The 24,996-nt window shown below is 44.8% G+C and carries 21 protein-coding genes and 3 tRNA genes; 14 read left to right on the top strand and 10 right to left on the bottom strand.

All coding sequences use genetic code 11. From position 1 onward, the window contains the following. Positions 1-66: 66 nt before the first annotated feature. The 4 genes from RMO68_RS08525 to RMO68_RS08540 form a co-directional block, all read right to left on the bottom strand. Positions 67-142 (bottom strand) — tRNA-Val (locus tag RMO68_RS08525). Between the two features lie 27 nt (positions 143-169). Next, positions 170-245, bottom strand: a tRNA-Glu gene (locus RMO68_RS08530). A 13-nt stretch (positions 246-258) separates the two neighbouring features. Then, positions 259-334, bottom strand: a tRNA-Lys gene (locus RMO68_RS08535). Between the two features lie 79 nt (positions 335-413). Beyond that, positions 414-1,508, bottom strand: coding sequence for a CinA family protein (locus RMO68_RS08540; protein WP_310440317.1), 1,095 nt, complete (start codon positions 1,506-1,508; stop codon positions 414-416). Positions 1,509-1,606: 98 nt separating this feature from the next. Between RMO68_RS08540 and ileS the strand changes: the two genes are divergently transcribed. From ileS to RMO68_RS08585, 9 genes are all read left to right on the top strand, one after another. Beyond that, positions 1,607-4,366 (top strand): isoleucine--tRNA ligase, encoded by a 2,760-nt coding sequence (gene ileS, locus RMO68_RS08545; protein ID WP_310440318.1) that lies wholly within the window; start codon positions 1,607-1,609, stop codon positions 4,364-4,366. A gap of 118 nt (positions 4,367-4,484) precedes the next feature. Then, entirely contained in the window at positions 4,485-5,825 is a 1,341-nt protein-coding gene (gatA, locus tag RMO68_RS08550; protein ID WP_310440319.1) for an Asp-tRNA(Asn)/Glu-tRNA(Gln) amidotransferase subunit GatA, read from the top strand. A gap of 4 nt (positions 5,826-5,829) precedes the next feature. Next, entirely contained in the window at positions 5,830-7,275 is a 1,446-nt protein-coding gene (guaB, locus tag RMO68_RS08555; RefSeq protein WP_310440320.1) for an IMP dehydrogenase, read from the top strand. Between the two features lie 100 nt (positions 7,276-7,375). Continuing rightward, complete coding sequence (locus tag RMO68_RS08560; protein WP_310440321.1) at positions 7,376-8,641, top strand: O-acetylhomoserine aminocarboxypropyltransferase/cysteine synthase family protein; 1,266 nt, start codon at positions 7,376-7,378, stop codon at positions 8,639-8,641. 8 nt (positions 8,642-8,649) lie between these two features. Next, complete coding sequence (locus tag RMO68_RS08565) at positions 8,650-9,747, top strand: homoserine O-acetyltransferase (RefSeq protein WP_310440322.1); 1,098 nt, start codon at positions 8,650-8,652, stop codon at positions 9,745-9,747. Beyond that, complete coding sequence (xseB, locus tag RMO68_RS08570) at positions 9,744-9,938, top strand: exodeoxyribonuclease VII small subunit (protein WP_310440323.1); 195 nt, start codon at positions 9,744-9,746, stop codon at positions 9,936-9,938. The genes RMO68_RS08565 and xseB overlap by 4 nt, the downstream gene beginning before the upstream one ends. Beyond that, positions 9,938-10,729 (top strand): carbon-nitrogen hydrolase family protein, encoded by a 792-nt coding sequence (locus tag RMO68_RS08575; RefSeq protein WP_310440324.1) that lies wholly within the window; start codon positions 9,938-9,940, stop codon positions 10,727-10,729. The genes xseB and RMO68_RS08575 overlap by 1 nt, the downstream gene beginning before the upstream one ends. Before the next feature lies 1 nt (position 10,730). Next, on the top strand, positions 10,731-12,704 hold the full coding sequence (locus RMO68_RS08580) for a sensor histidine kinase (RefSeq protein WP_310440325.1): 1,974 nt from the start codon (positions 10,731-10,733) through the stop codon (positions 12,702-12,704). Between the two features lie 59 nt (positions 12,705-12,763). Then, positions 12,764-13,441 (top strand): HesA/MoeB/ThiF family protein, encoded by a 678-nt coding sequence (locus RMO68_RS08585; protein ID WP_310440326.1) that lies wholly within the window; start codon positions 12,764-12,766, stop codon positions 13,439-13,441. Here the strand turns inward: RMO68_RS08585 and RMO68_RS08590 are convergent. From RMO68_RS08590 to RMO68_RS08615, 6 genes are all read right to left on the bottom strand, one after another. After that, positions 13,438-13,875: a c-type cytochrome gene (locus tag RMO68_RS08590; RefSeq protein ID WP_310440327.1), complete on the bottom strand. Its 438-nt coding sequence runs from the start codon at positions 13,873-13,875 to the stop codon at positions 13,438-13,440. The two genes, RMO68_RS08585 and RMO68_RS08590, sit on opposite strands and share 4 nt — an antisense overlap. 126 nt (positions 13,876-14,001) lie before the next feature. Beyond that, on the bottom strand, positions 14,002-14,229 hold the full coding sequence (locus tag RMO68_RS08595; protein WP_310440329.1) for a hypothetical protein: 228 nt from the start codon (positions 14,227-14,229) through the stop codon (positions 14,002-14,004). A gap of 310 nt (positions 14,230-14,539) precedes the next feature. Further along, positions 14,540-15,979: an efflux transporter outer membrane subunit gene (locus RMO68_RS08600; protein WP_310440330.1), complete on the bottom strand. Its 1,440-nt coding sequence runs from the start codon at positions 15,977-15,979 to the stop codon at positions 14,540-14,542. Then, positions 15,972-19,103 (bottom strand): multidrug efflux RND transporter permease subunit, encoded by a 3,132-nt coding sequence (locus RMO68_RS08605; RefSeq protein WP_310440332.1) that lies wholly within the window; start codon positions 19,101-19,103, stop codon positions 15,972-15,974. Before RMO68_RS08605 ends, RMO68_RS08600 begins: the two co-directional genes overlap by 8 nt. After that, positions 19,103-20,236 (bottom strand): efflux RND transporter periplasmic adaptor subunit, encoded by a 1,134-nt coding sequence (locus RMO68_RS08610; protein WP_310440333.1) that lies wholly within the window; start codon positions 20,234-20,236, stop codon positions 19,103-19,105. Before RMO68_RS08610 ends, RMO68_RS08605 begins: the two co-directional genes overlap by 1 nt. Beyond that, positions 20,233-20,694 carry a MarR family winged helix-turn-helix transcriptional regulator gene (locus RMO68_RS08615; protein WP_310440334.1) on the bottom strand — a complete coding sequence of 154 codons (462 nt, stop codon included), beginning with the start codon at positions 20,692-20,694 and terminating at the stop codon, positions 20,233-20,235. Before RMO68_RS08615 ends, RMO68_RS08610 begins: the two co-directional genes overlap by 4 nt. A 156-nt stretch (positions 20,695-20,850) precedes the next feature. Between RMO68_RS08615 and RMO68_RS08620 the strand changes: the two genes are divergently transcribed. From RMO68_RS08620 to murC, 5 genes are all read left to right on the top strand, one after another. Beyond that, the gene (locus RMO68_RS08620; RefSeq protein ID WP_310440335.1) at positions 20,851-21,645 is read left to right on the top strand and encodes a polysaccharide deacetylase family protein; all 795 of its coding nucleotides are present in this window, start codon (positions 20,851-20,853) and stop codon (positions 21,643-21,645) included. Positions 21,646-21,712: 67 nt separating this feature from the next. Further along, on the top strand, positions 21,713-21,991 hold the full coding sequence (locus tag RMO68_RS08625) for a hypothetical protein (RefSeq protein WP_310440336.1): 279 nt from the start codon (positions 21,713-21,715) through the stop codon (positions 21,989-21,991). Between the two features lie 97 nt (positions 21,992-22,088). Further along, on the top strand, positions 22,089-23,225 hold the full coding sequence (locus RMO68_RS08630) for a succinyldiaminopimelate transaminase (protein WP_310440337.1): 1,137 nt from the start codon (positions 22,089-22,091) through the stop codon (positions 23,223-23,225). Next, positions 23,222-23,686, top strand: a complete 465-nt coding sequence (locus RMO68_RS08635; RefSeq protein ID WP_310440338.1) for a hypothetical protein — start codon at positions 23,222-23,224, stop codon at positions 23,684-23,686. Before RMO68_RS08630 ends, RMO68_RS08635 begins: the two co-directional genes overlap by 4 nt. Continuing rightward, positions 23,683-24,993 (top strand): UDP-N-acetylmuramate--L-alanine ligase, encoded by a 1,311-nt coding sequence (gene murC / locus RMO68_RS08640; protein ID WP_310440339.1) that lies wholly within the window; start codon positions 23,683-23,685, stop codon positions 24,991-24,993. The genes RMO68_RS08635 and murC overlap by 4 nt, the downstream gene beginning before the upstream one ends. The last annotated feature ends 3 nt before the right edge of the window (positions 24,994-24,996 follow it).

Raw genomic sequence — 24,996 nt, forward strand, 5'->3', positions numbered from 1 at the left:
CCCGCGACCTCCTGCGTGACAGGCAGGCATTCTAACCAACTGAACTACCGCTGCAGCCAAAAATTATGGTGGGAATTACAGGACTCGAACCTGTGACATCTACCTTGTAAGGGTAGCGCTCTACCAACTGAGCTAAACTCCCAAGAGTTTAAAAAATAATTTGAACAAGTGGCGACCCCTAAAGGATTTGAACCTCTGTTCCTACCATGAAGTGATAGTGTCCTTGGCCACTAGACGAAAGGGTCACTGAACCGTACATGGTGTCTCGTGATGGATTCGAACCATCGGCCCCCTCATTAAAAGTGAGATGCTCTACCGGCTGAGCTAACGAGACCTCTGCAATCTTCCAAATAAGGACGATTGTGAGGGCGAAATTATAGGGGAAAGATGTCGTTTTGTCAAGCTAATTTTACTTACGCGGCAAAAAATAGATCTCGATCGATGTTGAGGAGCATTTTCACCGCCATAAGGACGCTTTGCTCTTGGATATAGTTACGATCTCCCTCAAAATGAAAACGCTCGGTATGGACGGAGGTTTTGGAACGTGCGCTGATATAAACGGTTCCGACCGGTTTTGCATCGCTCCCTCCTGTGGGTCCCGCAACGCCGCTAATCGCCAATGCATAATCCGCAAAACTGACATTCATAGCCCCATCAGACATCTCTAATACAACTTCGGCGCTTACGGCACCATAGTGTTCCAGCGCTTCATCATCGACTGCAAGCCAATTGGCTTTTAGGGTATTGGAATAAGTGATTAAGGAGCCTTCAAAAATGTTTGAAGCACCGCTTTGAGAGGTAAAAAAATGGGCCAGTGAACCACCGCTGCAACTTTCGGCAAAAGAGAGTTTTTTATGGTGGTGAGATAGTTTCTCAATGATAAATGCTGCTATATTGGTAGCTGCAATCACTTTATGGTGCATTAAACCGCGTGCTGAAGCTATAAATTGCGAGAGATTTCCGTGTCGACGGGTATGAATTCGGATTTTAAGCCATCCCTCTACCAATTCACTGAATTCAAGTTTGACATCAAAATTTTGAGCTAACGGTTCGAGGAGGGTTTGGGCACTTAAAAGTTCCTCGTTAAAAAGATGGATGGTGGCAAACCGTGACTCATCATCGATAAGAATAGGGGGAAGTAGTTTACCCTCTGTTGCAAGAATAACATTGATTTCAGAACTGTTATGGGTAAGCAAATAACTGCCGTTTTCTAGGACACTGGCACGGGAGGGGATAAGCATCTGTTCTTTTAAAATTTGATTATCGGCCGTAACGGTACTGAGGAGTTTTCCGACAATTGTGAATGTATTTTTTGTAGTAATAATGATGAGCTTGGATTCATTTTTTAGAAGCCCTTCGAGATGGAGAAAAAGTCCTTTGTCGGATTCTTCAAAATAACTGATCGAATCGATCAAAGCAAGGCGATTTTTGATACTACGGAGGATATAGCGCTCATACGCTTCGTTCAAAATTAGCCGATTGCCTACGAAAATAACATCACGTCTCATGGTTTTCCCGTGTATAAATTTGGGATAGTATAGCACAGCGACAGCAAAATTTAATCACCTAAGAGATATAATGCACCACTTTTTCTATAAGGTAACAGATGGATTATAAAGAGACCCTCCTTCTACCTCAAACCGAGTTTCCGATGCGCGGAAATTTGGTTCAAAACGAGCCTATGCGTTATGCCGCATGGATTGCTAACGATGTCTATGGCAAGATGAAAGCTAATCGTAAAGGCTCAGAGAGTTTTACACTGCACGATGGACCTCCGTATGCCAACGGACACACCCATATCGGTCATGCGCTTAATAAAATACTTAAAGATATTATTGTCAAATACCATTATTTTAACGGCAAATCGGTACGTTTTACCCCCGGCTGGGATTGTCACGGATTGCCGATTGAGCAACAGGTTGAGAAAAAACTGGGCGGAAAACAGAAAAAAGAGGCTTTAAGCACCGCAGAAGTGCGCCAAATGTGCCGCGATCACGCGAGTGAATTTGTCGATATTCAACGCGAAGAGTTCAAAAAATTGGGTGTTATCGCCGATTGGGATAATCCGTATTTGACGATGGATTCCAAGTTTGAAGCGAATATTTATCGCACCCTTTGCGCCGTGGCGAAAAAAGGGTTGTTGATCGAGCGTTCCAAACCGGTTTACTGGAGCTGGGCGGAGCGTACCGCGCTTGCCGAAGCCGAAGTGGAGTATGAAGACAAAGAGGATTACTCCATTTATGTTGCGTTTGAACTCAGCGATGAGGCAAAAGTACGCGCAGGGATCGAGGGGAACGCCGCAATCGTCATCTGGACGACGACACCGTGGACATTGCCTGCCAATACGGGGATCTCTCTCAACCCTGATGAGATCTATGTTCGTACGTCAGACGGTTATATCGTGGCTGAAAAACGGTACAACGCATTGATCGAAGAGGGTGTTTTCAGCGGAACGGTCGTTCAAAAAATCGAAGCGAAAAAGTTCGAAAACCTCTATGCGATCAATCCTCTTAACGGCCGCGGTTCACACTTGGTTTTGGGTGAGCACGTTTTGATGGAGAACGGTTCAGGATGTGTTCATACTGCTCCGGGTCATGGGGAAGATGACTACCGTATCGGTCTTCGTTACAACCTCGAAGTGGTAATGCCGGTCGATGAGACGGGTTGTTATGATAACACCGTCGTCCGTGAAAAACTTCTTCCGAACCCTGAAGAGTTCGTCGGAACCCATATTTTCAAAGCGAACGAGCCGATTATCGCCCTTTTGGGTGACAAAGCGCTTAAAGTCTCTAAGTTTCGCCACTCTTATCCGCATTGTTGGAGAAGCCATACGCCGTTGATCTACCGTGCGACAAAGCAGTGGTTTATCAGTGTCGACGGAACCCCTGAAGGTGAAACAAAAACACTGCGTGAAATCGCTCAGTCCGAAGTAGCTAAAACGGCATTTTACCCCGAATCGGGACGTAACCGTTTAGGTTCGATGGTTGAAAACCGCCCCGACTGGTGTATCTCTCGTCAGCGTGACTGGGGAGTCCCTATCGCATTTTTCCGTGTCAAAGCGACGGGGGAAGTGATTTTGGATGAGAAAGTCCTCAACTTTATTGCGATGATTTTTGAGATGCACAGCACCGACGCATGGTACTCGATGAGTATCCAAGAACTCCTCTATCCGGGATCTGGGTACAAAGCGGACGAACTCGAAAAAGTTTCCGACATTCTCGACGTTTGGTTCGATAGCGGCTCAACCTGGAATGCGGTACTCAAATCGCGTAACTACGATGCGGGGGAATTTCCTGCCGATTTGTACATCGAAGGATCTGATCAGCATCGCGGATGGTTCCAAAGTTCACTCTTTTTGAGTACGGCAGTGGAACATATCGCTCCGTACAAAGCGCTTCTTACCCACGGTTTCACCGTCGATGAGAAGGGTGAGAAGATGTCAAAATCCAAAGGGAACGTCGTCGCCCCTGAATCGGTGCTCAAAGAGTACGGCTCGGAGATTTTGCGTCTGTGGGTAGCGATGAGCGATTATCAGGGAGATCTGAAAATCTCCGGCAATATCCTCAAACAAACAGCGGATCAATACCGTAAACTGCGCAATACCTTCCGTATTATACTCGCTAATCTTGATGGGCTCGAGACAATCGTCCCGTATAGCGAAATGGGCGAGATCGATAAATGGATTGTTGCTAAAGCCAAAGAGGTGTTTGATGAAACCCATCGTCTTTTCGGGGAGTACAACTTCGTTCACGGGATGAGCGGATTGAACTATTTCATCGTGAATGAACTCAGCGGGGTCTATATCGATATCACGAAAGACCGTATGTATTGTGACGGTGCCAATTCGGCCGAGCGTCGTTCAACGCAGAGTGCGATGGCGATTATCGCTAAATCGATGCTTGGGTTGATCGCTCCGATTTTGACCTATACCGCCGATGAGATTTTCGAAAATGCCCCCTCTATTTTAAAGGGTGATGCTAACGATATTTTCGATGTGACCTATGCCTCTATCGAAGCGGTTGAGAGTGGTTGGGATGACGCAACGATGAAAGTGATCCGTGAGAAATTTAATGAGATCGTGGACGGATTGAAAAAAGAGAAAGTGATCAAAAATACCCTTGAACTCGTTATCTCTACGACATCAACGGTTGCAAAATCGATGAAAAAAGCGGACATTGAAGAGTATTTGGTCATCTCTAAATGGTGTGCGTGTGAACTCAAAGATATTTTAGGGACATTTGAGATCGAGGGGGATACATTCAATATTGCCCTCGCATCCAAAGCGAAATGCCCGCGTTGTTGGAAATATCATAGTGAAGACGAAGAGGCACTCTGTCCGCGTTGTGCACAGGTAGTTGCAGAATGATCGATGTCACACAACCGGTTCCTATGGGTTTCATTATTGAAACTATCGGGGTTATTTTTACCGTAATCGCCGTAGGCATTATGATGGTAAGACAAGCAAAACGTAGAAAGGAAAGAGTATGATAACACTCAAAGAGGCGTTAAAGCTCTCGAAAGAAGAACTTAGTTCACTTAAAGAAGAACTCAAAGCCAAGATTGCCGCCAATCCTGAACTCAATGCCTATATCGATGTTCTCAACGTCGGTGAGGGGATTCCGATCGCTATTAAAGACAACATCCAAGTAACCGGATGGTCGGTGACGTCGGGGTCAAATATCCTCAAAGGGTACATTGCTCCCTACAATGCGACCGTTATTGAAAAATTGTTGGCCGCCAATATGTCACCGTTTGGACGTACTAACATGGATGAATTTGCGATGGGTTCAACGACCGAGAGCAGCTGCTACGGTAAAACCCTCAACCCACGCAATCATAATTGTGTTCCGGGAGGAAGTTCAGGCGGTTCGGCTGCGGCAGTGGCGGCAGGTTTAGCGGTTGCGGCTTTGGGAAGCGATACGGGCGGATCGATCCGTCAACCGGCAGCATTTTGCGGTATCGTCGGGATGAAACCGACCTATGGGCGTGTCAGTCGTTACGGATTGGGTGCCTATGCGAGTTCACTCGATCAGATCGGGCCGATGACCCAAAATGTTGAAGATGCGGCTATTTTGTACGACATTATCCAAGGTCATGATCCGAAAGATTCAACCTCTGCAGAGCGTAATGACGGAACGGTTAGCGATAAATTGAATGCTAATGTAAAACTAAAAATTGCTATCGTCCCTGAGTATGTCAAAGATGCTTCCGAAGATGTCCGAAAAGCGTATGCAAAAGCGGTCGAAGCGCTTAAAAACGGAGGACACACCATCGTCGAGAAAAGTCTGATGGATCCGAAATACGATATTTCAGCCTACTACATCACGGCAACGGCTGAAGCGACGACTAATCTCGCCCGTTATGACGGTATCCGCTATGGAAATCGTGTTGAGGGTGAGAATCTTAAAGACACTTTTCTTCAAACCCGTTCGCAAGGCTTCGGAGCCGAAGTACAACGCCGCATTATGCTCGGAAACTTTGTCCTCTCCTCAGGCTATTATGATGCCTATTATGTCAAAGCCCAAAAAGTGCGCTCGTTGATTCAAGAGGAGTATAATAAGATTTTCGAAGAGGTTGATCTTATATTAACCCCTGTGGCGCCTCGTACTGCGTATGAATTCGGTAGTTTAAGTGATCCGCTCGAAATGTATTTGAGTGATATTTATACTATTTCGGTTAATCTCGCAGGTCTTCCGGCGATATCGATTCCGGTGGATACGAGCGATAGCGGTATGCCGGTAGGTCTCCAACTCATAGCTGCTCCGTACGCGGAACAAACCCTTTTCAACGGGGCTCTTAGCCTCGAAACTCAACTACAAGGATAACCTCATGAATATTCGTAAACGCGCCCTCACTTTTGAAGATGTATTACTCATCCCGAAATACTCTGAAGTTCTCCCGAAAGAGGTGAGTTTGAAAACGATGTTGACTCGTAATATCCCCCTCAATATCCCGATGGTCTCTGCGGCGATGGACACGGTTACCGAATACCGTGCGGCGATTGCCATGGCACATTTGGGCGGTATCGGGATTATCCATAAAAATATGGATATTGAAACCCAAGTCAAACAGATTAAAAAAGTAAAAAAATCAGAAAGCGGTATCATTATCGATCCGATTTTTGTCCATCCCGATGCTACGCTTGAAGATGCAGAAGCATTGATGAACGAGTTTAAAATTTCCGGTGTTCCCGTCGTAGATACTCATAATAAATTACTAGGGATTTTGACCAACCGCGATATGCGCTTTGAAAAAGATTTGTCTAAATTAGCTATTGATGCGATGACTCCTATGCCGCTTATTACGGCTAAAGCAGGGATTACATTGGCAGACGCTGAACAAATGATGCATGTCAATAAAATCGAAAAACTCCCGATTATCGATGATGACGGGTGTCTTAAAGGTCTTGTGACGATCAAAGATATCAAAAAACGGATCGAATACCCTCACGCGAATAAAGATGATTTCGGTCGTCTTCGCGTCGGTGCGGCAATCGGTGTCGGACAATTGGATCGCGCACGCGCACTTGTGGATGCGGGTGTAGATGTATTGGTACTCGATTCGGCTCACGGCCACTCCAAAGGGATTTTGGACACCGTAAAAGCGATCAAAAAAGAGATGGTGGTCGATATTATTGCCGGAAACGTTGCGACGGGTGAAGCGACATTGGCACTCATCGAAGCGGGAGCTGACGGTGTCAAAGTGGGCATCGGACCGGGATCGATCTGTACAACTCGTATCGTAGCAGGTGTGGGTGTTCCTCAAATCTCAGCGATCGATGAGTGTGCGGCAGTGGGACGTAAACACGGAGTACCGATCATCGCCGATGGTGGTATCCGTTATTCAGGTGACATCGCGAAAGCTCTTGCCGTAGGTGCAAGCGTTATTATGGCGGGATCACTCCTCGCAGGAACCGAAGAATCACCGGGTGACACCATTATGTATCAAGGGCGTCAATACAAATCATACCGCGGTATGGGCTCCATCGGTGCTATGACCAAAGGCTCAACCGATCGTTATTTCCAAGAGGGGACAGCGGCGGATAAACTTGTCCCTGAGGGGATCGAGGGACGCGTTCCGTTTCGTGGAAGTATCGCTGCGGTCGTCCATCAAATGATGGGGGGACTACGCTCTTCTATGGGATATTGCGGTTCTGAGAGCATCGAAGCGTTCTGGGATAAGGCAGAGTTTGTTGAGATCACCAGTGCAGGGCTTAAAGAGTCTCATGTCCATGATGTTATCATTACTCAAGAAGCACCGAATTACCACGTATAAATAATCCTTATCAAACTAATGGCCATTAAGCCGTTAGGGAAACATGGGAAATATTGTGGGATGGCGATACAATTGCATCAAACAATTACAAAGGATGAAAATGCAACTTCAAACCGAAGCGTTACACGCGGGATACGATAAAGACTCCCAAAGTACGATGGCAGTTCCTATTTATCAAACGACGGCATACGAATTTCGTGATGTTGAACATGCGGCAAATTTGTTTGCTCTCAAGGAATTGGGAAATATCTATACACGTTTGAATAATCCGACAACGGATGTATTTGAAAAACGTTTTGCAACACTCGAAGGGGGCGCAGCAGGTCTAGCGACTTCGAGCGGAATGGCGGCAATTTTCTACGCCATTGCCAATGCAGCCGAAGCGGGAGATAATATCATTTGCGCTCGTCAACTCTACGGCGGAACCTTGACTCAAGCGTCGTATACGTTAAAACGTTTCGGTATTAGTGCTCGCTATTTTGATGTTCAAAATCCGAGCGAAATTGAAGCATTGATCGATGATAAAACCAAAGCGATCTTTTTTGAGACGTTGACCAATCCGAGTATCGATGTGGCCGATATTAGTGCCATTACGGCTATTGCAAAAAAATACGGTATTCTCACGATAGTTGATAATACGGTTGCCACTCCGGTGTTGTGCCGTCCGCTAGAGTACGGTGTTGATGTGGTTGTTCACAGTGCAAGTAAGTATACGACGGGGCAAGGTCTTGCTATCGGCGGGATTATGGTAGAACGTAATGGTTTGGTTGATTTTATCAAAGGAAATGCTCGTTATCCTCAGTTTAACGAAGCGGATGAGAGTTATCACGGTTTGGTCTATGTTGATGTTCCGTTACCGCTTTTTTGTCTTCGTGCTCGCTTATCGCTTTTACGTGATTTGGGTGCGGTCGTATCACCGTTTAACTCGTGGCTCTTTATTCAGGGGATCGAAACTCTCTCACTCCGTATGAGAGAACACTCTCGTAACGCTCAAGCGGTTGCGGAGTTTTTAGAGTCTCATCCGATGGTTAAAAAAGTGAACTATCCGGGACTAAAAAGCAATAGTAACTATGCGAATGCGCAAGCGTACTTCCAAAACGGTATGTCGAGCGGACTCCTTAGTTTTGAAGTAGAAAGTTTCGAGAAAGCGAAGCAGATTGTGGATGCGACAAAACTTTTTTCTCTTGTTGTCAATATCGGGGACTCTAAGTCGATTATTACCCATCCGGCGTCGACGACTCATCAACAGTTATCACAAGAAGAACTGGTTGCGTGCGGAGTACCGTCAGGACTTATTCGTCTAAGTATCGGTCTTGAAGCTGTAGAAGATTTGATAAACGACTTAAAACAGGCATTTGGCGCGTAAAGGGTTCCATGTTAAATCTGAAAATTCACAGTGAACATTTTACGAATCCGCTCTATTTGGAGAGCGGGCGTATCTTGGAGCCTTATGATATCATTTATGAGACGTACGGTGAACTCAATGAAGCGCGGGATAATGTAATCGTCATTTGTCATGCTCTTACGGGTTCTCATCATGCGGCTGGAACCTATGAGGGTGATAATAAGAGCGGATGGTGGGACGGATTGATAGGTCAGGGAAAAGCGGTCGATACCGACAAATTTTTCGTGATCTGTACCAATGTTTTGGGGAGTTGTTTCGGCTCTTCCGGACCGATGTCTCTACGCTATCCTTACAATGAACCCTATCGTTATAAGTTTCCCGTTATCACGATTTTAGATATGGTGAAAGCACAGCGAATTTTATTTGACCGTTTGGGGATACATCAAGTTCATGCTGTAATCGGCGGATCGATGGGGGGGATGCAGGCGCTTGCATTTGGAGTCTTTTTCCCTAATTTTGCCAAAAAGATCATCGCTATGGCAACAACGGCGGCGACACAGCCGTGGGCGATCGCGTTTAACAAAGTAGCCCAAGAAGCGATACTCAAAGACCCTGAGTTCAAAAACGGCTATTATGATCCCGAAGTGATTGCCCAAAACGGCCTTAGCGGGATGGCAATCGGACGCATGGCAGGGCATATTAGTTTCTTATCACATCAATCGATGGAGCGAAAATTCGGTCGAGAATATAAACGAACGGACGGTTTATACGAACTGTTCGGTAAATTTCAGGTTGAATCGTATCTGGAGTATAACGGTTATAATTTTACAAAATGGTTTGATCCGCTCTCTTATTTGTATATCACAAAAGCGATCAATATTTATGATCTTTCACGTGGATTTGATTCGATAGAAGAGGCTTTAGCTAAAATCAATGCGGAACTTTATCTGGTTGGATTTGAAAAAGACATTCTTTTTCTCCCTTCAGAGATGGAGGCTATCCATACCGCGATGAAAGCCATTGGAAAAACGAATAGTGATTATCTCGAAGTTAAGAGTGATTATGGTCATGATGCTTTTTTAGTAGAAATAGATAAAATAGAGAATTATGTTCGGGAGGCACTATGAAGAGCGATGAGAGTTTTGAGACAAAGATTACTAATGCCAAAGCAATTTTAGAGAAATTAATGGATCCCGCATTGCCGATGAATGAGAGTGTCAAAGCATATGAAGAGGGGATGAAAGAGCTTAAAGTTGCCGAAACCATGCTCCAAAATGCTCAACTACAGATTCAAATTATCAAAAATCAGGAGCAGTAATGCGTATTGCCATACTTCAACTCCCCTCAATCGGTATGGGGAGTAAAATCCTAGAAAATTATGCCCGTGTAGCAAGCCAAAAAGGGGTAAAACTTGTTTTAATGGGAGAGTATCTCCTCAACCCTTTTTTTAAAGAGTTGGTCCAAACTCCTGTAAGTATGATAGCTGAACAAAGTGCTCATCAGATTGAAACGCTTAAGGGATTGGCTCTCAAATACGATCTTACTTTTGTTGCTTCGATTGTTACCGTAAAGAAAAAAGAGTGTACGAAGATGATTGCAAAAATCAATGCCCGTAGCGTCACTTATTATCCGCAGCAGTTTCTGATCAATTATCCCCATTGGAATGAAGAGAAGTTTTTTAACAATCCTGTTGAAGCGGTAAAACCTCCGATGATTTTTGCCCTTGATGGGTTTAAATTTGCCGTTATGGGTGGTTTTGAGACCCATTTTGATCCTCTTTGGGAATCGGTGAGCACTAAAGCGGTTGATGTCGTTTTGGTTCCGAGTGCTTCAACATTTGAGTCACATAACCGTTGGCGTGAGCTTATTAAAACAAGAGCATTTACCCATAACTGTTATATTCTTCGTGCTAATCGTGTCGGTGAGTATTTTGATGAGAAACATGCATGGAAATTTTACGGTGATTCGATGGTTGTCTCTCCCGATGGAGAGATTGAAGCGGATCTCGGAAATACGGAAGAACTCTTAATTGTTGATTTAGATAGAAAAAGTCTCACGGAATCACGAAAAGGGTGGGGATTTAAAGAGGCATTGCGAAAGCGTAGATAAGGTGAAAAATTCATTTTTTTTCCTTATTCTTTTTTCACTAACGCTTCAAGCCTCTCTTTTAACCATACAAAATGAGGTTGTAAACCCGGTCGAGGGGTCAATATCGTATTGTGAAGATGTTAACGGAGATCTTAACTTCGAGCAACTCGAATCTGAGAAATTTACCCCTTATACTCAAGAACGCAGCGTCAATTTTGGATTTACAAAGTCAGTCTACTGGTTTAAAATCGATCTGCACAATCTCTCTTTTTTAGAGGATACTCATTGGTGGATGAAAATTGATTATCCCCTTTTAGAATCGATCGATATTTATCTCCTTAAACCAGATGGAACGCTCATTAAATATCAGCGTCTAGGGACGTCTCAGCCGTTTAGAGATCGGGATATCGGTTCACACTATTTTATCTCAGAGCTTCCTCTTAAGGGGGTTGTCGACTCAACGTTGTTACTGCGGGTAAAAACACAAAGTTCGATGCAACTTCCTATCTCCATTTTCTCTTCGGAAACATTACTGGAAGATTTGGAACAAAACAACTTTTTAGTCGGGATATATTACGGAATTTTCTTTATCGTTTTTCTTTATAACGCAGTATTATTTATTTATACACGAGATCTCAATTATCTTCGATACATTCTTTTTCTTGTCTCTTTTATTTTATGGCAACTCTCCTTTGACGGGTTGGGTATTAAATATTTTTGGGGTGATATACCGTGGTTGATTGAACACGGATCGTGTACCTTTATAGCCTTTACCGCATTTAGTGCCCTCTATTTTAGTCGCCACTTTTTAAATACCCCTTTATATACCCCAAAAGTAGATAATATTATTGTTGTCATGATGTTTATTACTCTTGTGATGACGGGGGTCTCTTCGATCCTTCCTTATGGTGAAGTGATCCCGATTAACGCCTCTTTGGCATCTATCATGCCTGTTGTTCTCTTGATAGCAGGTTTGTCGGTAATGCGCCATGAATACAGAGCCGCCCGTTTTTATGTGGCGGGATGGAGTTCTTTTTTAATTGCTACGATTGTGTTTGCTTTTAATAAATTTGATCTGATTCCAAGTTTTTACGGAATTAATAATGTACAGCAGATCGGATCGGCGATTGAGATGATTTTTCTCTCACTTGCATTGGCCGACAGAGTTTATCTTTTACAGCGTGAATACATTGAGAAACTCAATCACCTCAATGATACCCTGAGAGATAAAGTCAAAGGGGCGCTTAATGAAGCACGGATGAAGGATCGCCTTTTTGTTCAACAATCCAGACTTGCGGCAATGGGAGAGATGATTGAGCAAATTGCCCATCAATGGCGACAGCCGCTCAATACCCTTGCACTCATTAATCAAGATATGTACGTAAAGCATAAACTTGGAAAATGCGATGAAGCCTGTTTTGATAAGGGGCATGAGAGTATCGATGAACATCTCCAATATCTTTCCAAAACGATTGATGATTTTCGAAATTTTTACAAAAGTGATAAATCTAAAGCACCGGAAGATGTAGGGGATTTAGCGGTAGAAGCACTTAAGCTTAGCGATGTATTTCTAAAGTATGCAAAAATAAAAACACACCTCAATGTCGCAACCACGAAAAAAGTCAATATTGCTAAAAATGAGATGATTCAAGTACTGATGAATTTAATCAAAAATGCGCATGATGCAATTCTCGAAAAGAGAATGAGTGAAGGGGAAATTTCTATCCGTATTGAAGATTATGAGGAAAGCATTCGAATTAGTGTTGAAGATAATGCCGGAGGTATAGACCCGAATATCTTAGGGAAAGTATTTGATATTTACTTTACGACCAAAGATCCTGAGCATGGAAGCGGATTAGGGCTGCATATGTCAAAATACATTATTGAAGAGAGTTTTGGAGGGAAAATTTGGGTAGAGAATGTGAACGGAGGTGCCCGTTTTATAATTGAACTACCCTATGATAAAAGAAAAACCCTAGTGTCTGAGTCGGAATAAGGGTAATTTTTATCCAAACGATGATAAGCTAAAACAAATTTCCATAGGAGAAAGAGAAGATGATGCATTATTTCCATCGTCAAGTACAGTTATGGGGGGAAGAGACGCAACAAGCCCTGCAATCAAAGAAGATCGCTATTATCGGAAGTGGAGGGCTTGGAAGCTCATTAGCGTTCGCTCTGGGCGCATCAGGTATCGGTGAGATTCATATGATTGATTTCGATACGGTCAGCTTACATAATATACATCGTCAAATTGCTTTTAAAATGGGAGACGAGGGGAAGTTTAAAGCAGAAGTCGCGGCCGTGTTAATCGAAGAGCGGTGTCCGTATGTAAAAGCATATCCGCATGTCTGTCGATTTTCAGAATTTACTGAAAAAAATATTGATGTTGATTTGATTATTGATGCAACCGATAATTTACCTTCACGGGGAGAGATCAATACGTATGTAAAATCTAAAAATCTACCATGGATTTACGGATCGGTAGAGGCTTTTAACGGACAAGTCTGCTTTTTTGAAGAAGCCTCTTTTAACGAGCTTTTTAAAATCACCCAAAAAACGCCCGCCGGTATTGCCGCACCGATCGTAATGCACATAGCATCGTTGCAGGCGAATCTTGCTCTTCGCTATTTAGCGGGGCTGAGTGTCAAAAAAGATTATCTTTATTATCTGTTTTTCAGTGAAGAGGGAGAGTTGGTAACGCAAAAATTCGCGCTACCTAAGAGTGAGGGTTAAAGGGTAGAGATATATTTGGCGAGTGCATCGATTTGAGCGTCGCTAAGCCCTTTCGCTTGTCCTTGCATTAACCCCTTCATCTCTTTGCCGTATGTGCCGGCTTGATACCCTTTAAGGGCATCTTTAATTTGGGTATCTTTCCATCCGGCGATTATTTGAGATTTAGTAAGGGCAGACTTTTCAGCTTTACTGCCATGGCATGAAGCACACTTCTGTGCGAATAGAGCTGTTGCGTCTACGGTTGTTTCCGTTACCATAGCGGTAGCTTCTGCTGCAACGGTTGTAGGTGAAGCAGCTGTTTTATTTTCTTCTGAAACGGCGTTCTTCGTCTCTACTTCATTTGCGATTACAGTGTTTGATTCATTAGATTGGGGGGTTGACTCACTGCATCCGATTAAAAAAAGGGAACAGATAACAGAAAGAATGATTTTCATCAAGAATACTCCTAATTTAGATTAGGACAGTTTACGATAAGTTAGTTTGATTTTTGTTTTAAAAAAGAAGAAAAAGAGGAAAAAAGTTTCGCACCGGAGTGCGAAACACTCAAGCTAAGTAAAAACTTATTTAGCAGGAGTAGCTTCAGCAGCAGGAGCAGCTTCAGCAGCAGCAGCGTCAGCAGCAGGTGCAGCTTCTTCAGTAGTAACAGCAGCTTCTTCAGCAACAGGTGCAGCAGCTTCTTCAGCTACAGGTGCAACTTCTTCAGTAGCAGCAGGTGCTTCAGTTGTTGCAGACTCGCTGCATCCGATAAACATTGCAGCCAAAAGCAACGCAGAAATGATTTTCATCATGGTAAGGCTCCTTAAAAAAATATGGCGGAAGTATACCACTACTCCCCCTATACTTGTCAAGCTTTTTTAATGAATTTTGCAAATATTTTTTAGAATCCCACAAAATAGGGATTTGCAGAAGATCACAACTTTATCAAATTAGCTCTATTTTGGGGTAAATCAGTGACATGAGGGAAAGATTTTTTTTGTTTTTTCCCCTTTTTTACTCTTTGTTTACTAATGATTGTCTTTTTAGGGGCATTTAGGAGGGGAGAATTTATCTACTATTTGTAGCGTACAAATAGCAGATGGGAATAAAGTCCGATAAAAATTATCGTCCTGAGGGGAGAAGATCAGGAAGCGGCGGCGTCTGTTCATCTGACCATCCGCCCCCTAATGCTTTATAAAGAGATACGGTAGCAATCAGAGCATTTTGTTTGGCAATCAGGAATTGCTGAGATGCTTGCAACCATTGTTGTTGTACTAAAAGCATATCGCTGTAGGTAATGGTTCCTACCTGATAGCGTAGTTTACTTTGTGATAATGCTTTGTGAATAGCATCTGTACGGGCACGCTGATAGGTGATTTGCTCTTTCGCTTTAGTTGTTTGTCCAATGGCGTTATCCGTGTCGTTAAAAGCACTTACAATGGTTTTTTTATAAGTAGCAAGGCTCTGGTTCCGATCGGCCTCAGCTGTTTTGATTTCACCGGCTATTCGTCCGGCTGAAAAGATCGGTACACTGATTGAGGGGCCTATTTCCCAAATACGTGCCGGGTTTGAGACAAAGTCATTGAGTTCAAGACTTTGTACCCCTAACATCCCTGTTAGTTTTATACTGGGGAAATATGCGGCACGTGCAACACCGATCATGGCATTCGCCGCTATGAGATTTTGCTCTGCCGATGCGATATCGGGGCGTTTATTTAAGATGCTTGATGGGAGTGCCGCAGGTACTTCGGGAAGTGTAATTGCATTTAAAGATGCGGTACTAACCGGTGAGGGGTTACGGCCTAGGAGAAGGTTAAACGTTGCCTCTTCAGCAATCTTGGTCGCTTCAAGCTGGGATAGGGTTGCTTTAGCACTCTCAACTTCTGATAACGATTGCAGTAAAGTCGTCTCAGCGATAACACCGTGTTTGTACTTCATCTCATTCAATTGTACGATTTCATGGTTGAGTGCAACGTTCTCTTTTGCCAAATCGATTTGCCCCTGCAAAGAGGCGAGCTTAATGTACGATGCGGCAACACTTGAAGCCGTAGTAATTTTGAGGGTTTGCGAAGCATATTCGCTTGATAAAAGGGCTGCGCGGGCAGATTCGTTGGCACGACGTACCTTCCCGAATAAATCGATCTCATAACTTGCTAACGAGAGTGATCCCGCATAGGTAGAGGTTACCCCTTCGCGTAATTGATTCCCTCCGCTTGAAGCATTGTCAACCCCTTTGCGATCTAACGAAGCGTTAGCATTGATTTGAGGGTAGAGATACGATTTTGCCTGATCAAATTTGCCCAAAAGAGCATCGACGGAGGCACGCGATGCCAAAAGATCATAATTAGATACTAAAGCCTCTTCAACCGCACGATTAAGAGATTCATCATTGAAGTTTTTCCACCATTGCGTATCGATAGTCCCTTTTGCCGTTTGATTAACATCTTGATGTAGAAAATTTTGCGGTGAAGCCATCTCAGGCCGAACGTAATCTGGCCCGATGGCACATCCGCTTAGAATGAGCGCAGAGAGAAGCGCGAGGCTTAGAGTGGTGTTATGCATGATCGACTCCTTTGCGCGAACTGTATTTTTCCTGAGCCGTAGCGACCCAGTAGTAGAGGAACGGAATAAAGTAACGTTCGATAAATGTTGCCGCCAGCATCCCTCCGAACATAGCTACCCCAATCGAGAAGCGTCCCATTGCCCCCGCTCCTGAACTAAAGATAAGGGGGAGCATACCGGCGAGGAATGCGAATGAGGTCATCATCATCGGACGGTAACGCAGTCGTGCCGCTTCCATGGTAGCGTCATAGATATTTTTCCCCATTTGACGTTGCTCTTCGGCGAATTCGACGACTAAGATCGCATTTTTTGCCGAGAGGGCGATAAGGGTAAGCAATCCGATCTGGAAAAAGACGTTGTTGTTCAAAAACGGAATGACCCATACAATGGCGTAGGCTCCCATAATCCCATACGGAACGGCGAGCATAATCGATATCGGCAATGTCCATCGCTCATACAGTGCCGCTAAAATGAGGTATACCATTACAAGGGCAAACGCAATAATAAAGAGAGCTTTGGAACCGACCAATTTTTCTTGGAGATACAATCCGTCCCAATCGTAGTTCGCCGTAGCGGGTAAAGTATTGTCTCCCACTCTCTCAATAGTTTTAATAATATCCCCCGAACTGTATCCCGGAGCAGGGGAACCCATGATCGTCGTGCTCAAAACACCGTTAAAGTGTTCGATAGAGGAAGGGGCGCTTCCCATTTTAACCGTGACGACGCTTGAGAGCGGTACGAGCTGACCAGCAGATGAGCGAACCCATGCGCGTCCGATATCTTCGGGAGTAGAGCGGAACGGGGCATCCGATTGCATCTGTACCCAGTAAGTTTTACCGTTTTTGTCAAACTGGTTGACATACATCGTTCCGATGGTTGCCTGAAGGGTTTGATACACATCACTGATGGCGAGCCCCATCATTTTAGCTTTTTCCCGATCCACTTCGACTGTTAGGGTTGGATTGTTGATGTTCATGGTGCTGAACGGATTTTTAATACCCGGTTCATTTTTTAACTCGCCGATAAACGCATTGGTTGTTTGTGCGTGCTGTATATAGTTATTATCTCCCGGCTGTAAGAGTTTAAGGCTGAACATATCGGATGCGCCCATACCCCGGATTGGAGGAGGAGGCATCGCAAATACTTTTGCCTCTTTAATACTGCCGAGTTTTGGCCCTAAGGATTCGAGAATTCCGAATACTTTAAGCTCTTTCGTTGTTCGCTCATCCCATGATTTGAGACGGGTAAAGACGACGGCAGAGTTCGGTTCTTGGGAAAACGTTAGGACGTTAAGCCCTGTAATTGCCGTATATTTTGCAACCCCTTCTTGGGTACTTAATATTTTTTCAACTTCTTTTACCACTTCGAGGGTGCGGTTGGCCGTAGAGCCTTCGGGAAGGTTAATACTGGTAATAAAATATCCCTGATCTTCCATCGGCAAGAAAGCACTCGGGAGTGTTTTATGGAAAAAAGCGATAAATCCGTACGTCGTAAGATATATAATTAAGAAGATAAGCGAACGGCGGATCATATAGGCTGAACGACGGACGTATCCCTCGGTCATTTTTCCAAACATACGGTTGAACCAGCGGAAGAATGCGGCAGGCGCTTCGGTATGTTTTTTAAGGATCAACGCACCGATGGCCGGAGCAAACGTGAGAGCCATAAAACCGGAAAAAACAACCGAAATAGCAATGGTAGCGGCGAACTGTTTATACAGCTGCCCCGTCATCCCCCCCATAAAGGTTGCGGGGATAAAAACGGCACACATGACAAGGACGATGGCCACAACGGGACCGGAGATTTGAGTCATAGCTTTGATCGCCGCCTCACGCGGTGATAGATCTTCATTTTGAAGTATCCTCTCCATATTTTCAACGACGACAATCGCATCATCGACGACGATACCGATGGCAAGGACGAGACCGAAGAGGGTAAGGGTATTGATCGAATAGCCGAGCAAATACATCCCGATAAAAGCACCTGTCAAAGAGATCGGAATCGAGAGGATCGGAATCATCGCGGCACGGGTACTTTGCAAAAAGAGATAGATAACCAAACTGACGAGAATGATCGCCTCTATAAGGGTTGAAACAACCTCTTCGATAGAGATTTTAACGAAATCGGTCGTATCGTAAGGGATATCGTATTTAAGTCCTTGCGGAAATTTATGCGAGAGCTTTTCCATTTTTTCAGCAACGGCGACAGAGGTGTCCAAAGCATTGGCGTTGGTATCGGCAAAAATACCGATCATGGCCGCAGGTTTACCGTTCACCCGTCCAAAAAATTCGTAGTTTTGGCTTCCGAGTTCAACACGCGCAACATCTTTTAAACGGATCATGGAACCATCAGGCTTAGCTCGAACAATGATGTTTTGGAACTCTTCGGCGGTTGAAAAACGCCCTTTAGAGGTGAGCTGCATAGTCCACATCTGTGCATCGTCGGTAGGAGCTTGTCCTAAACGACCCGGAGAGACTTGTAGATTTTGATCTTTGATAGCCGCAGCAACTTCTGTTGAACTTACCCCGAGTGAAGCCATCTTATCAGGGTTGAGCCAGACACGCATCGCATAATCACGCTGACCGAAAATCTGCGCTCGTCCCGCACCCGGAATTTTTTTCACTTCATCGAGGAGGTTTGAGGAGATGTAGTTGCTGATTTGTGTCGCATCATAGCTCCCATCGGGGGAGGTGATCGCAACGATGAGAAGGATATCGGAAGTTTTTTTCTCGACCGTTACCCCAAGATCGCGCGTTGTCTGAGGAAGCTGAGCCAAAACGGAGTTGATACGATTTTGTACTTCGACGGCCGCCATATCCTGATTGACACCGATATTAAAGGTACATGTAATCGAACCGCTTCCCGGTAGGGCAGCAGCTTTAGAAGACATATACATCAATCCATCCGCCCCTGCAATCTGCGATTCGAGAGGGGTAAGGATATTGTTGGCAATTGTTTCGGCATCGGCACCCGGATATTTGGCGGTAACGACAACCGTCGGAGGGGTGAGGTTAGGGAGCTGTGAAATCGGGAGAGATTTAATCGCCGCAAACCCCAACAGCATGATAATAATACCGATAACGGCGGAGAGAACCGGACGGTTGATAAAAAATTTGCTAAACATTATTTTGTACCGTTTGGAATTACTTCAGAGCCGGGTCTGAGTTTCGGAAGAGAGTCGGCAGCAATTTTATCATTTGTGGTGATACCGCTTTCGATGAGGATATTTTCATCTACCCATTCTCCGGTAATGACTGGGCGAGGAGAGACGGTGTTGTTGGCTTCAACGACGTAAACGAATTTCCCTTTGTCTCCGGTCATAACTGTTTTTTGAGGGACATACAGAGCGTTACTCCACTCCATCCCTTTTACTTTTACCCGTACAAACTGCCCCGGAAGGAGTTTATGATCGCTGTTATCGACAAGTGCACGATAGGTAATGTTACCCGTGGTTGAATCGATAAAAGGTGCGATGAAATCGATTGAACCTTTGCGTAAGAGGGTTGAATTATCACTCAAGATCAGTTCAATCGTATATTTACCGTCTTTCGGTGCGATGAGTTTTCCTGAAGCAATGGCATTTTGGCGGGCAAGTTTTTGATTTTCGCTAAAAGTGAAGTTGACATAAATCGGATCGCTTTGATACATGGTCGTGAGTAATCCGGAAGCTCCTGCTACAACATACGTACCCACATCTACTTTTGAACGGTCGACAAACCCGCTGATCGGTGCTTTGATCGTTGTATAACTAAGGTTAAGTTTGGCTTGTTCCAAAGAAGCTTTAGCTCCGGCTACCGCTGCAGCGGTGTTACGTTCATTGGCCGTTGCAGTGTCGAGATCTTGCGCACTTGCGGCGTTAGCGCTTGCGAGCGGTTTGATTCGGTTGAGGGCTGCTTTGGCATTGGTGTGATTTGCTATTGCCAAATCATATGCCGCTTGGGCGTTTAAGAGAGAGTTTTTAAGATCACTCGGGTCAATGCTAAAGAGGGTAGAACCTTTCTCTACACGGCTTCCCTCCGTATAGGCGCGCTTTTGCAAATAGCCGCTGACACGTGCGTAGATTTGTACCGTGTTATAGGCTTGTGTTTGTCCTGTTGCTTCTAACACGGCAGGAAAATTACCGAGTTTTACTTGGGTTGTCGTAATGGGAACGGGCCCTTCAGGCGGTTTTTCCATCCCTGCGGCTTTGGGACGTTCGCATCCGCTGAGGGCAATGATTAGGGCACTTGATAAGGCAATAGTAGTGAGGCGATTCATTCGGAATCCTTTGCAGTATAGTTTAGAGTAAGGCACATTTGTTTTAAAACGCGTAGCGTGATGGCAAGTTCATCCGGGTCAATGCCCTCATGAAGACAGCGGGTCGCTTTTTCTAAAACGTCCATTGTCGGTTTTTCAAGAGCGATTCCCTGAGGGGTAAGGGTGACATGATTACATCGTTTATCTTCACACGCGGTTGAACGTTGGATGAGGGAACGTTTTTCCAACCCTGCGATTAGACGGGTAACAGAGGTTTTATCTTTACCGACGAAATCGGCAATGTTTTGTTGGGTAGAATTTCCCTCTTTCCATAATACGACCATCACTTTAAACTGCTCTATCGTCATATCAATCCCGTTTAGGGCGAGTTGACGCGTGAGATAGTTCCGTGCCGCCATGGCGGAGAGATTGGTAAGACACCCCAACGACTCTTGTGTCGGGCATTCACATCGATTCATAAAAGCTCCTAAATAGTTGACTATGCAACTAATTGAACGAATTCTATTTTAAATGGTCTTGGAAAGTCAAGGGTAAATTGTTAATAATGTTAATACTTAAGGAGATGATATGCGCTATAATCCGCGAATTTTTATTACAGAAGGGTTTTAGTGCATATGTTTCGATTGGTTTTAATGGTTGCGGTTTTGATGGGTTCGTTGTGGGCTACGGCAGTTGAAAAAAAAGTCCCTATTTTGTGTTATCACCGTTTCGGTACCGAGGTAGCCGATTCGATGACGATCAAAACCTCTGCGTTTGCGGAGCAGATGGAGTGGCTTAAAACAAACGGTTATACGGTTATACCTTTGGATACCGCTGCCAAATATCTTCGAGGCGAAGTGAAATCGATCCCTGCTAAATCAGTAGTGATAACCGTCGATGACGGACACAAAAGCGTTTACAGCGATATGGCACCGTTGGTCAAAAAATATAAAGTTCCAGTCACCCTTTTTATCTATCCGAGTGCGATTTCCAATGCTGCGTATGCTATGAATTGGGAACAACTTCGTGAGCTTGAGTCGACAAAACTATTTCGTGTAGAGTCGCATACGTATTGGCATCCGAATTTCAAAAAAGAGAAGAAAAAACTCTCATCCGAGGAATATGCGAAATTTGTCGATAAACAGCTCGGCGGTGCGAAGAAAAAACTCGAAGAGAGAATGGGACACGAGATTAAATATCTGGCATGGGTATTTGGAATTTATGATGATGGATTGCTTGTGGATGCTAAAAAATCGGGGTATGCGGCGGCGTTTACGATCGATCGACAACATGCCTCTTCCGGTGATAATGCGATGGCGTTAGGACGTTATATGGTGGTGAGCAAGCACGACATCAAAGCGTTTGAGGGGATGGTAAACGGGAGAGAAGATCGCCTCCCTCCCTCTAAAAAAGAGGTCGTGAAATATTGATTCAAATATAAAGCGGTAACAACCGATATTAATATTATAATTTTTTATAAAAGTTAGGATATTTACTATGAAAAACGACTCATTATATCAGGGCAGCGAACGAAAAAAAAGTAAGAGAAACAGTTCTTTGACGTGTGAGCGCCGCCGTGTGAGTTATATCAAACCGTTTATCTATTATTTTTTGCAAATTATTCTGCTTGTACCGATCTTCGGGATTCTTGAAATGGATTTAAACCCTTTGCAATGGTCGTCATTCAGCTATGCCGTAAGTGTGGTGTGGATGTTTTACATCACGGCCAAGCTGTTTCGGATTCTAGAGAGACAGAAGGATCCTTTGAGGGTATAAAACTTCAAAGGCAGCCATAATATGATCCGCTCCATTACTAATATACAGTTCCAAAACGCTATAATATAACAACACATTCCATTACAAAGACCGTCCTTTGCATTTTGAACCGTACCCATTTGAAAAACTCACTTCTCTTTTAGAGGGGATTATCCCTAACCGTGAGTATTCTCCGATTGCCCTGACCATCGGGGAACCGCAGTTTGAGACCCCTGCTTTTATCCAAAAATCGCTTGCCAAGCACTCCGAAGAGCTTCGCCGTTATCCGAAAACGGCAGGGGAAGCGTATCTAAACGACTCGATGCGCGGGTTTGTCGAGAGCCGTTTCGGGGTAAAACTCAAACCCAATGAGCTGGTGAGTTCGTTCGGGACCAGAGAAGTGCTCTTTAATTTTCCCCAATATTATCTGTTCGATAAAAAAGAGGCTGTGATGGCCTACACTAACCCGTTTTATCAGATTTATGAGGGTGCGGCAATAGCATCCCGCGCACGGGTGATCCATCTCAACCTCACCGAGCAAAACAACTTCAAACCGATCATCGATGAAGGGGAACTGTCCGTTTGCGATCTGGTCATCTTGAACTTCCCGAATAACCCGACGGCATCGGTACTCAGTCTCGAAGAGTTGGGTGCTTGGGTGAAACTTGCCCTCAAACACGATTTCTGCCTCATTAACGATGAGTGCTATAGCGAGATTTATACAGCCGAAAAAGTCCCCTCGCTCCTCGAAGCGTCACTCTATGTCGGCAATACGTCGTTTAAAAATGTCCTTGTCATCAATTCGATCTCCAAACGCTCTTCCGCACCGGGTCTGCGGAGCGGATTTATCGCGGGGGATGCGGAGATTTTAAAAGGGTATGCGCAGTATCGCACCTATGTCGGATGTGCTTCTCCTCTTCCTCTGCAAGCGGCGGCGGCAATGGCGTGGGCGGATGAGTATCATGTGGCAAAAGCGCGCGCGGTATATGCAGAGAATTTCAAAGCGGCGCAGGAAATTTTAGGGATTAAAACGTCCGATGCGACCTTTTATGTTTGGCTAAAAGTAGACAATGCACTTGAATTCACACAGCGTTTGTACCGCGACTACAATGTCAAGGTATTACCGGGAGAATTTTTAGCACGAGAGGATGCTCAGGGGGAAAATCCCGGCATCGGCTATATCCGTATCGCCCTCGTCGAAGAGACAACGCGAACGATTCAAGCACTTAATCGCCTAAAGGAGGCATTATCATGAACGAGTTAAAAGATAAAATTTTCCAAGCACAGAGCGAGGGGGATATCGCTTCTCTCTACGTCTTGGAATCTCAGGCACATGAAACATTCGATGAAGATACGTTGATGGCCTACTATGCCAATATCCTCGATCTCGCACTGGAGCGTCTCACCAATGCGTTAGAGAATCTCGAAAAACTTGATATGAATGAAGTGCAGGATTTCGCAACGCTCCGAGCTTTGTACGAATATGCGATAGAGCATTACAGTGCAGGATCAGCTACCGATGCGAGTGCCCTGTTTGAAGTGCTCGGCGGGATCAGTAACGATGAGGAATTCAGCATCGCGATGAGCGTTCACCGTGCAGGGTGTGACGCGAAAATTCCGTTTGATGATTTTATCGATGAGTATGTCGATATGGTGGCAACCCAAGAGGGCGGGAAATTTTATATCAGTACTTTCAAAAAGGAGATTGCGCAATGAAAATCCACTTTATCGGGATCGGCGGAATCGGCATTTCAGGACTCGCCAAATATATGCGTTTCAGCGGCCATGAGGTGAGCGGTTCGGATATGAAAGCGACCCATATTACCCAGCGTTTAATTGATCGCGGAATTACCGTTCATATCGGGCATGATGCGGCCAATATCCCGCAGGGGTGTGATCTCGTTATCCATTCGGCAATTATCCGTCCGACCAACTCTGAAATCGTAGAAGCCCACCGTCGCGGGATTGAAGTGCTTCATCGTCGCGATGCCTTGCTACGAATATTGAGTGAGAAAAAAGTTTATGCGGTGTGCGGAGCACACGGTAAAAGTACGACGACGGCGATTTTGGCGGCAATCATGGATGGCAGTGCGATCATCGGCGCAGAGTCCAAAGGATTCGGTTCCAACGTCCGCTATGACGGAAGTACGGATGTAATGCTTTTTGAAGCCGATGAGTCTGATGGAAGCTTTCTCAACTCTAACCCGTATTGCTCGATCGTCACCAATGCCGAACCGGAACATATGGAGTATTACAACTACAATATCGACGAGTTTCACAACGCGTATCTCCGTTTTATCGAAATGGCTCCGGTGCGGGTTATCAATGCCGAAGATCCGTTTATGGCAACACTCGAATGCGATGCATTGCGTCTCTATCCGAGTCAGGATATCACCAATATCACTTATACCCTCCTCGATGATGAACCCTATACACGCTTTCACCTCAAAGGATTCGGAGAGTTTGAGGTATGGGGATTCGGCGAACATATCGCCATGGATGCTTCATTGGCGATCATGGCGGCGGCACAGACGATGAGCATCGCTTCTATCCGTGTCCATCTCCTTAATTTCCGAGGAATCAAAAAACGGTTTGATGTGATTTTCAAAGGCTCGGATCGTGTCATTATCGATGATTACGCCCACCATCCGACCGAGATCAAAGCGACGATGCAGTCGCTCAAAACTTATGCGGAGCTCAAAGGGTTCAAGCGTATCATCGCGATCTGGCAGCCGCACAAATATTCCCGAACCATTGATAATCTCGATGCGTTTGTTGAGTGTTTCGAAGGGTGTGCCGAACTCGTTATTCTCCCTGTATGGGCGGCGAGCGAAGAACCTCGTGATATCGATTTTGAGGGGCGTTTTGAGCGTTATAATCTCACGATGAGCGACAAACTTCACCGTGCGGGTGATACCATCGAATCGATTATCGGTGATGCCGTCGTTCAAACTTACGATCACGATCTCATCGTCGGATTCGGGGCAGGGGATTTGACCTATCAGCTTAGAGGGACAAAATAGGTT

The organism is Sulfuricurvum sp., assembly GCF_031427015.1.
In the GTDB taxonomy this organism is placed as follows: domain Bacteria; phylum Campylobacterota; class Campylobacteria; order Campylobacterales; family Sulfurimonadaceae; genus Sulfuricurvum.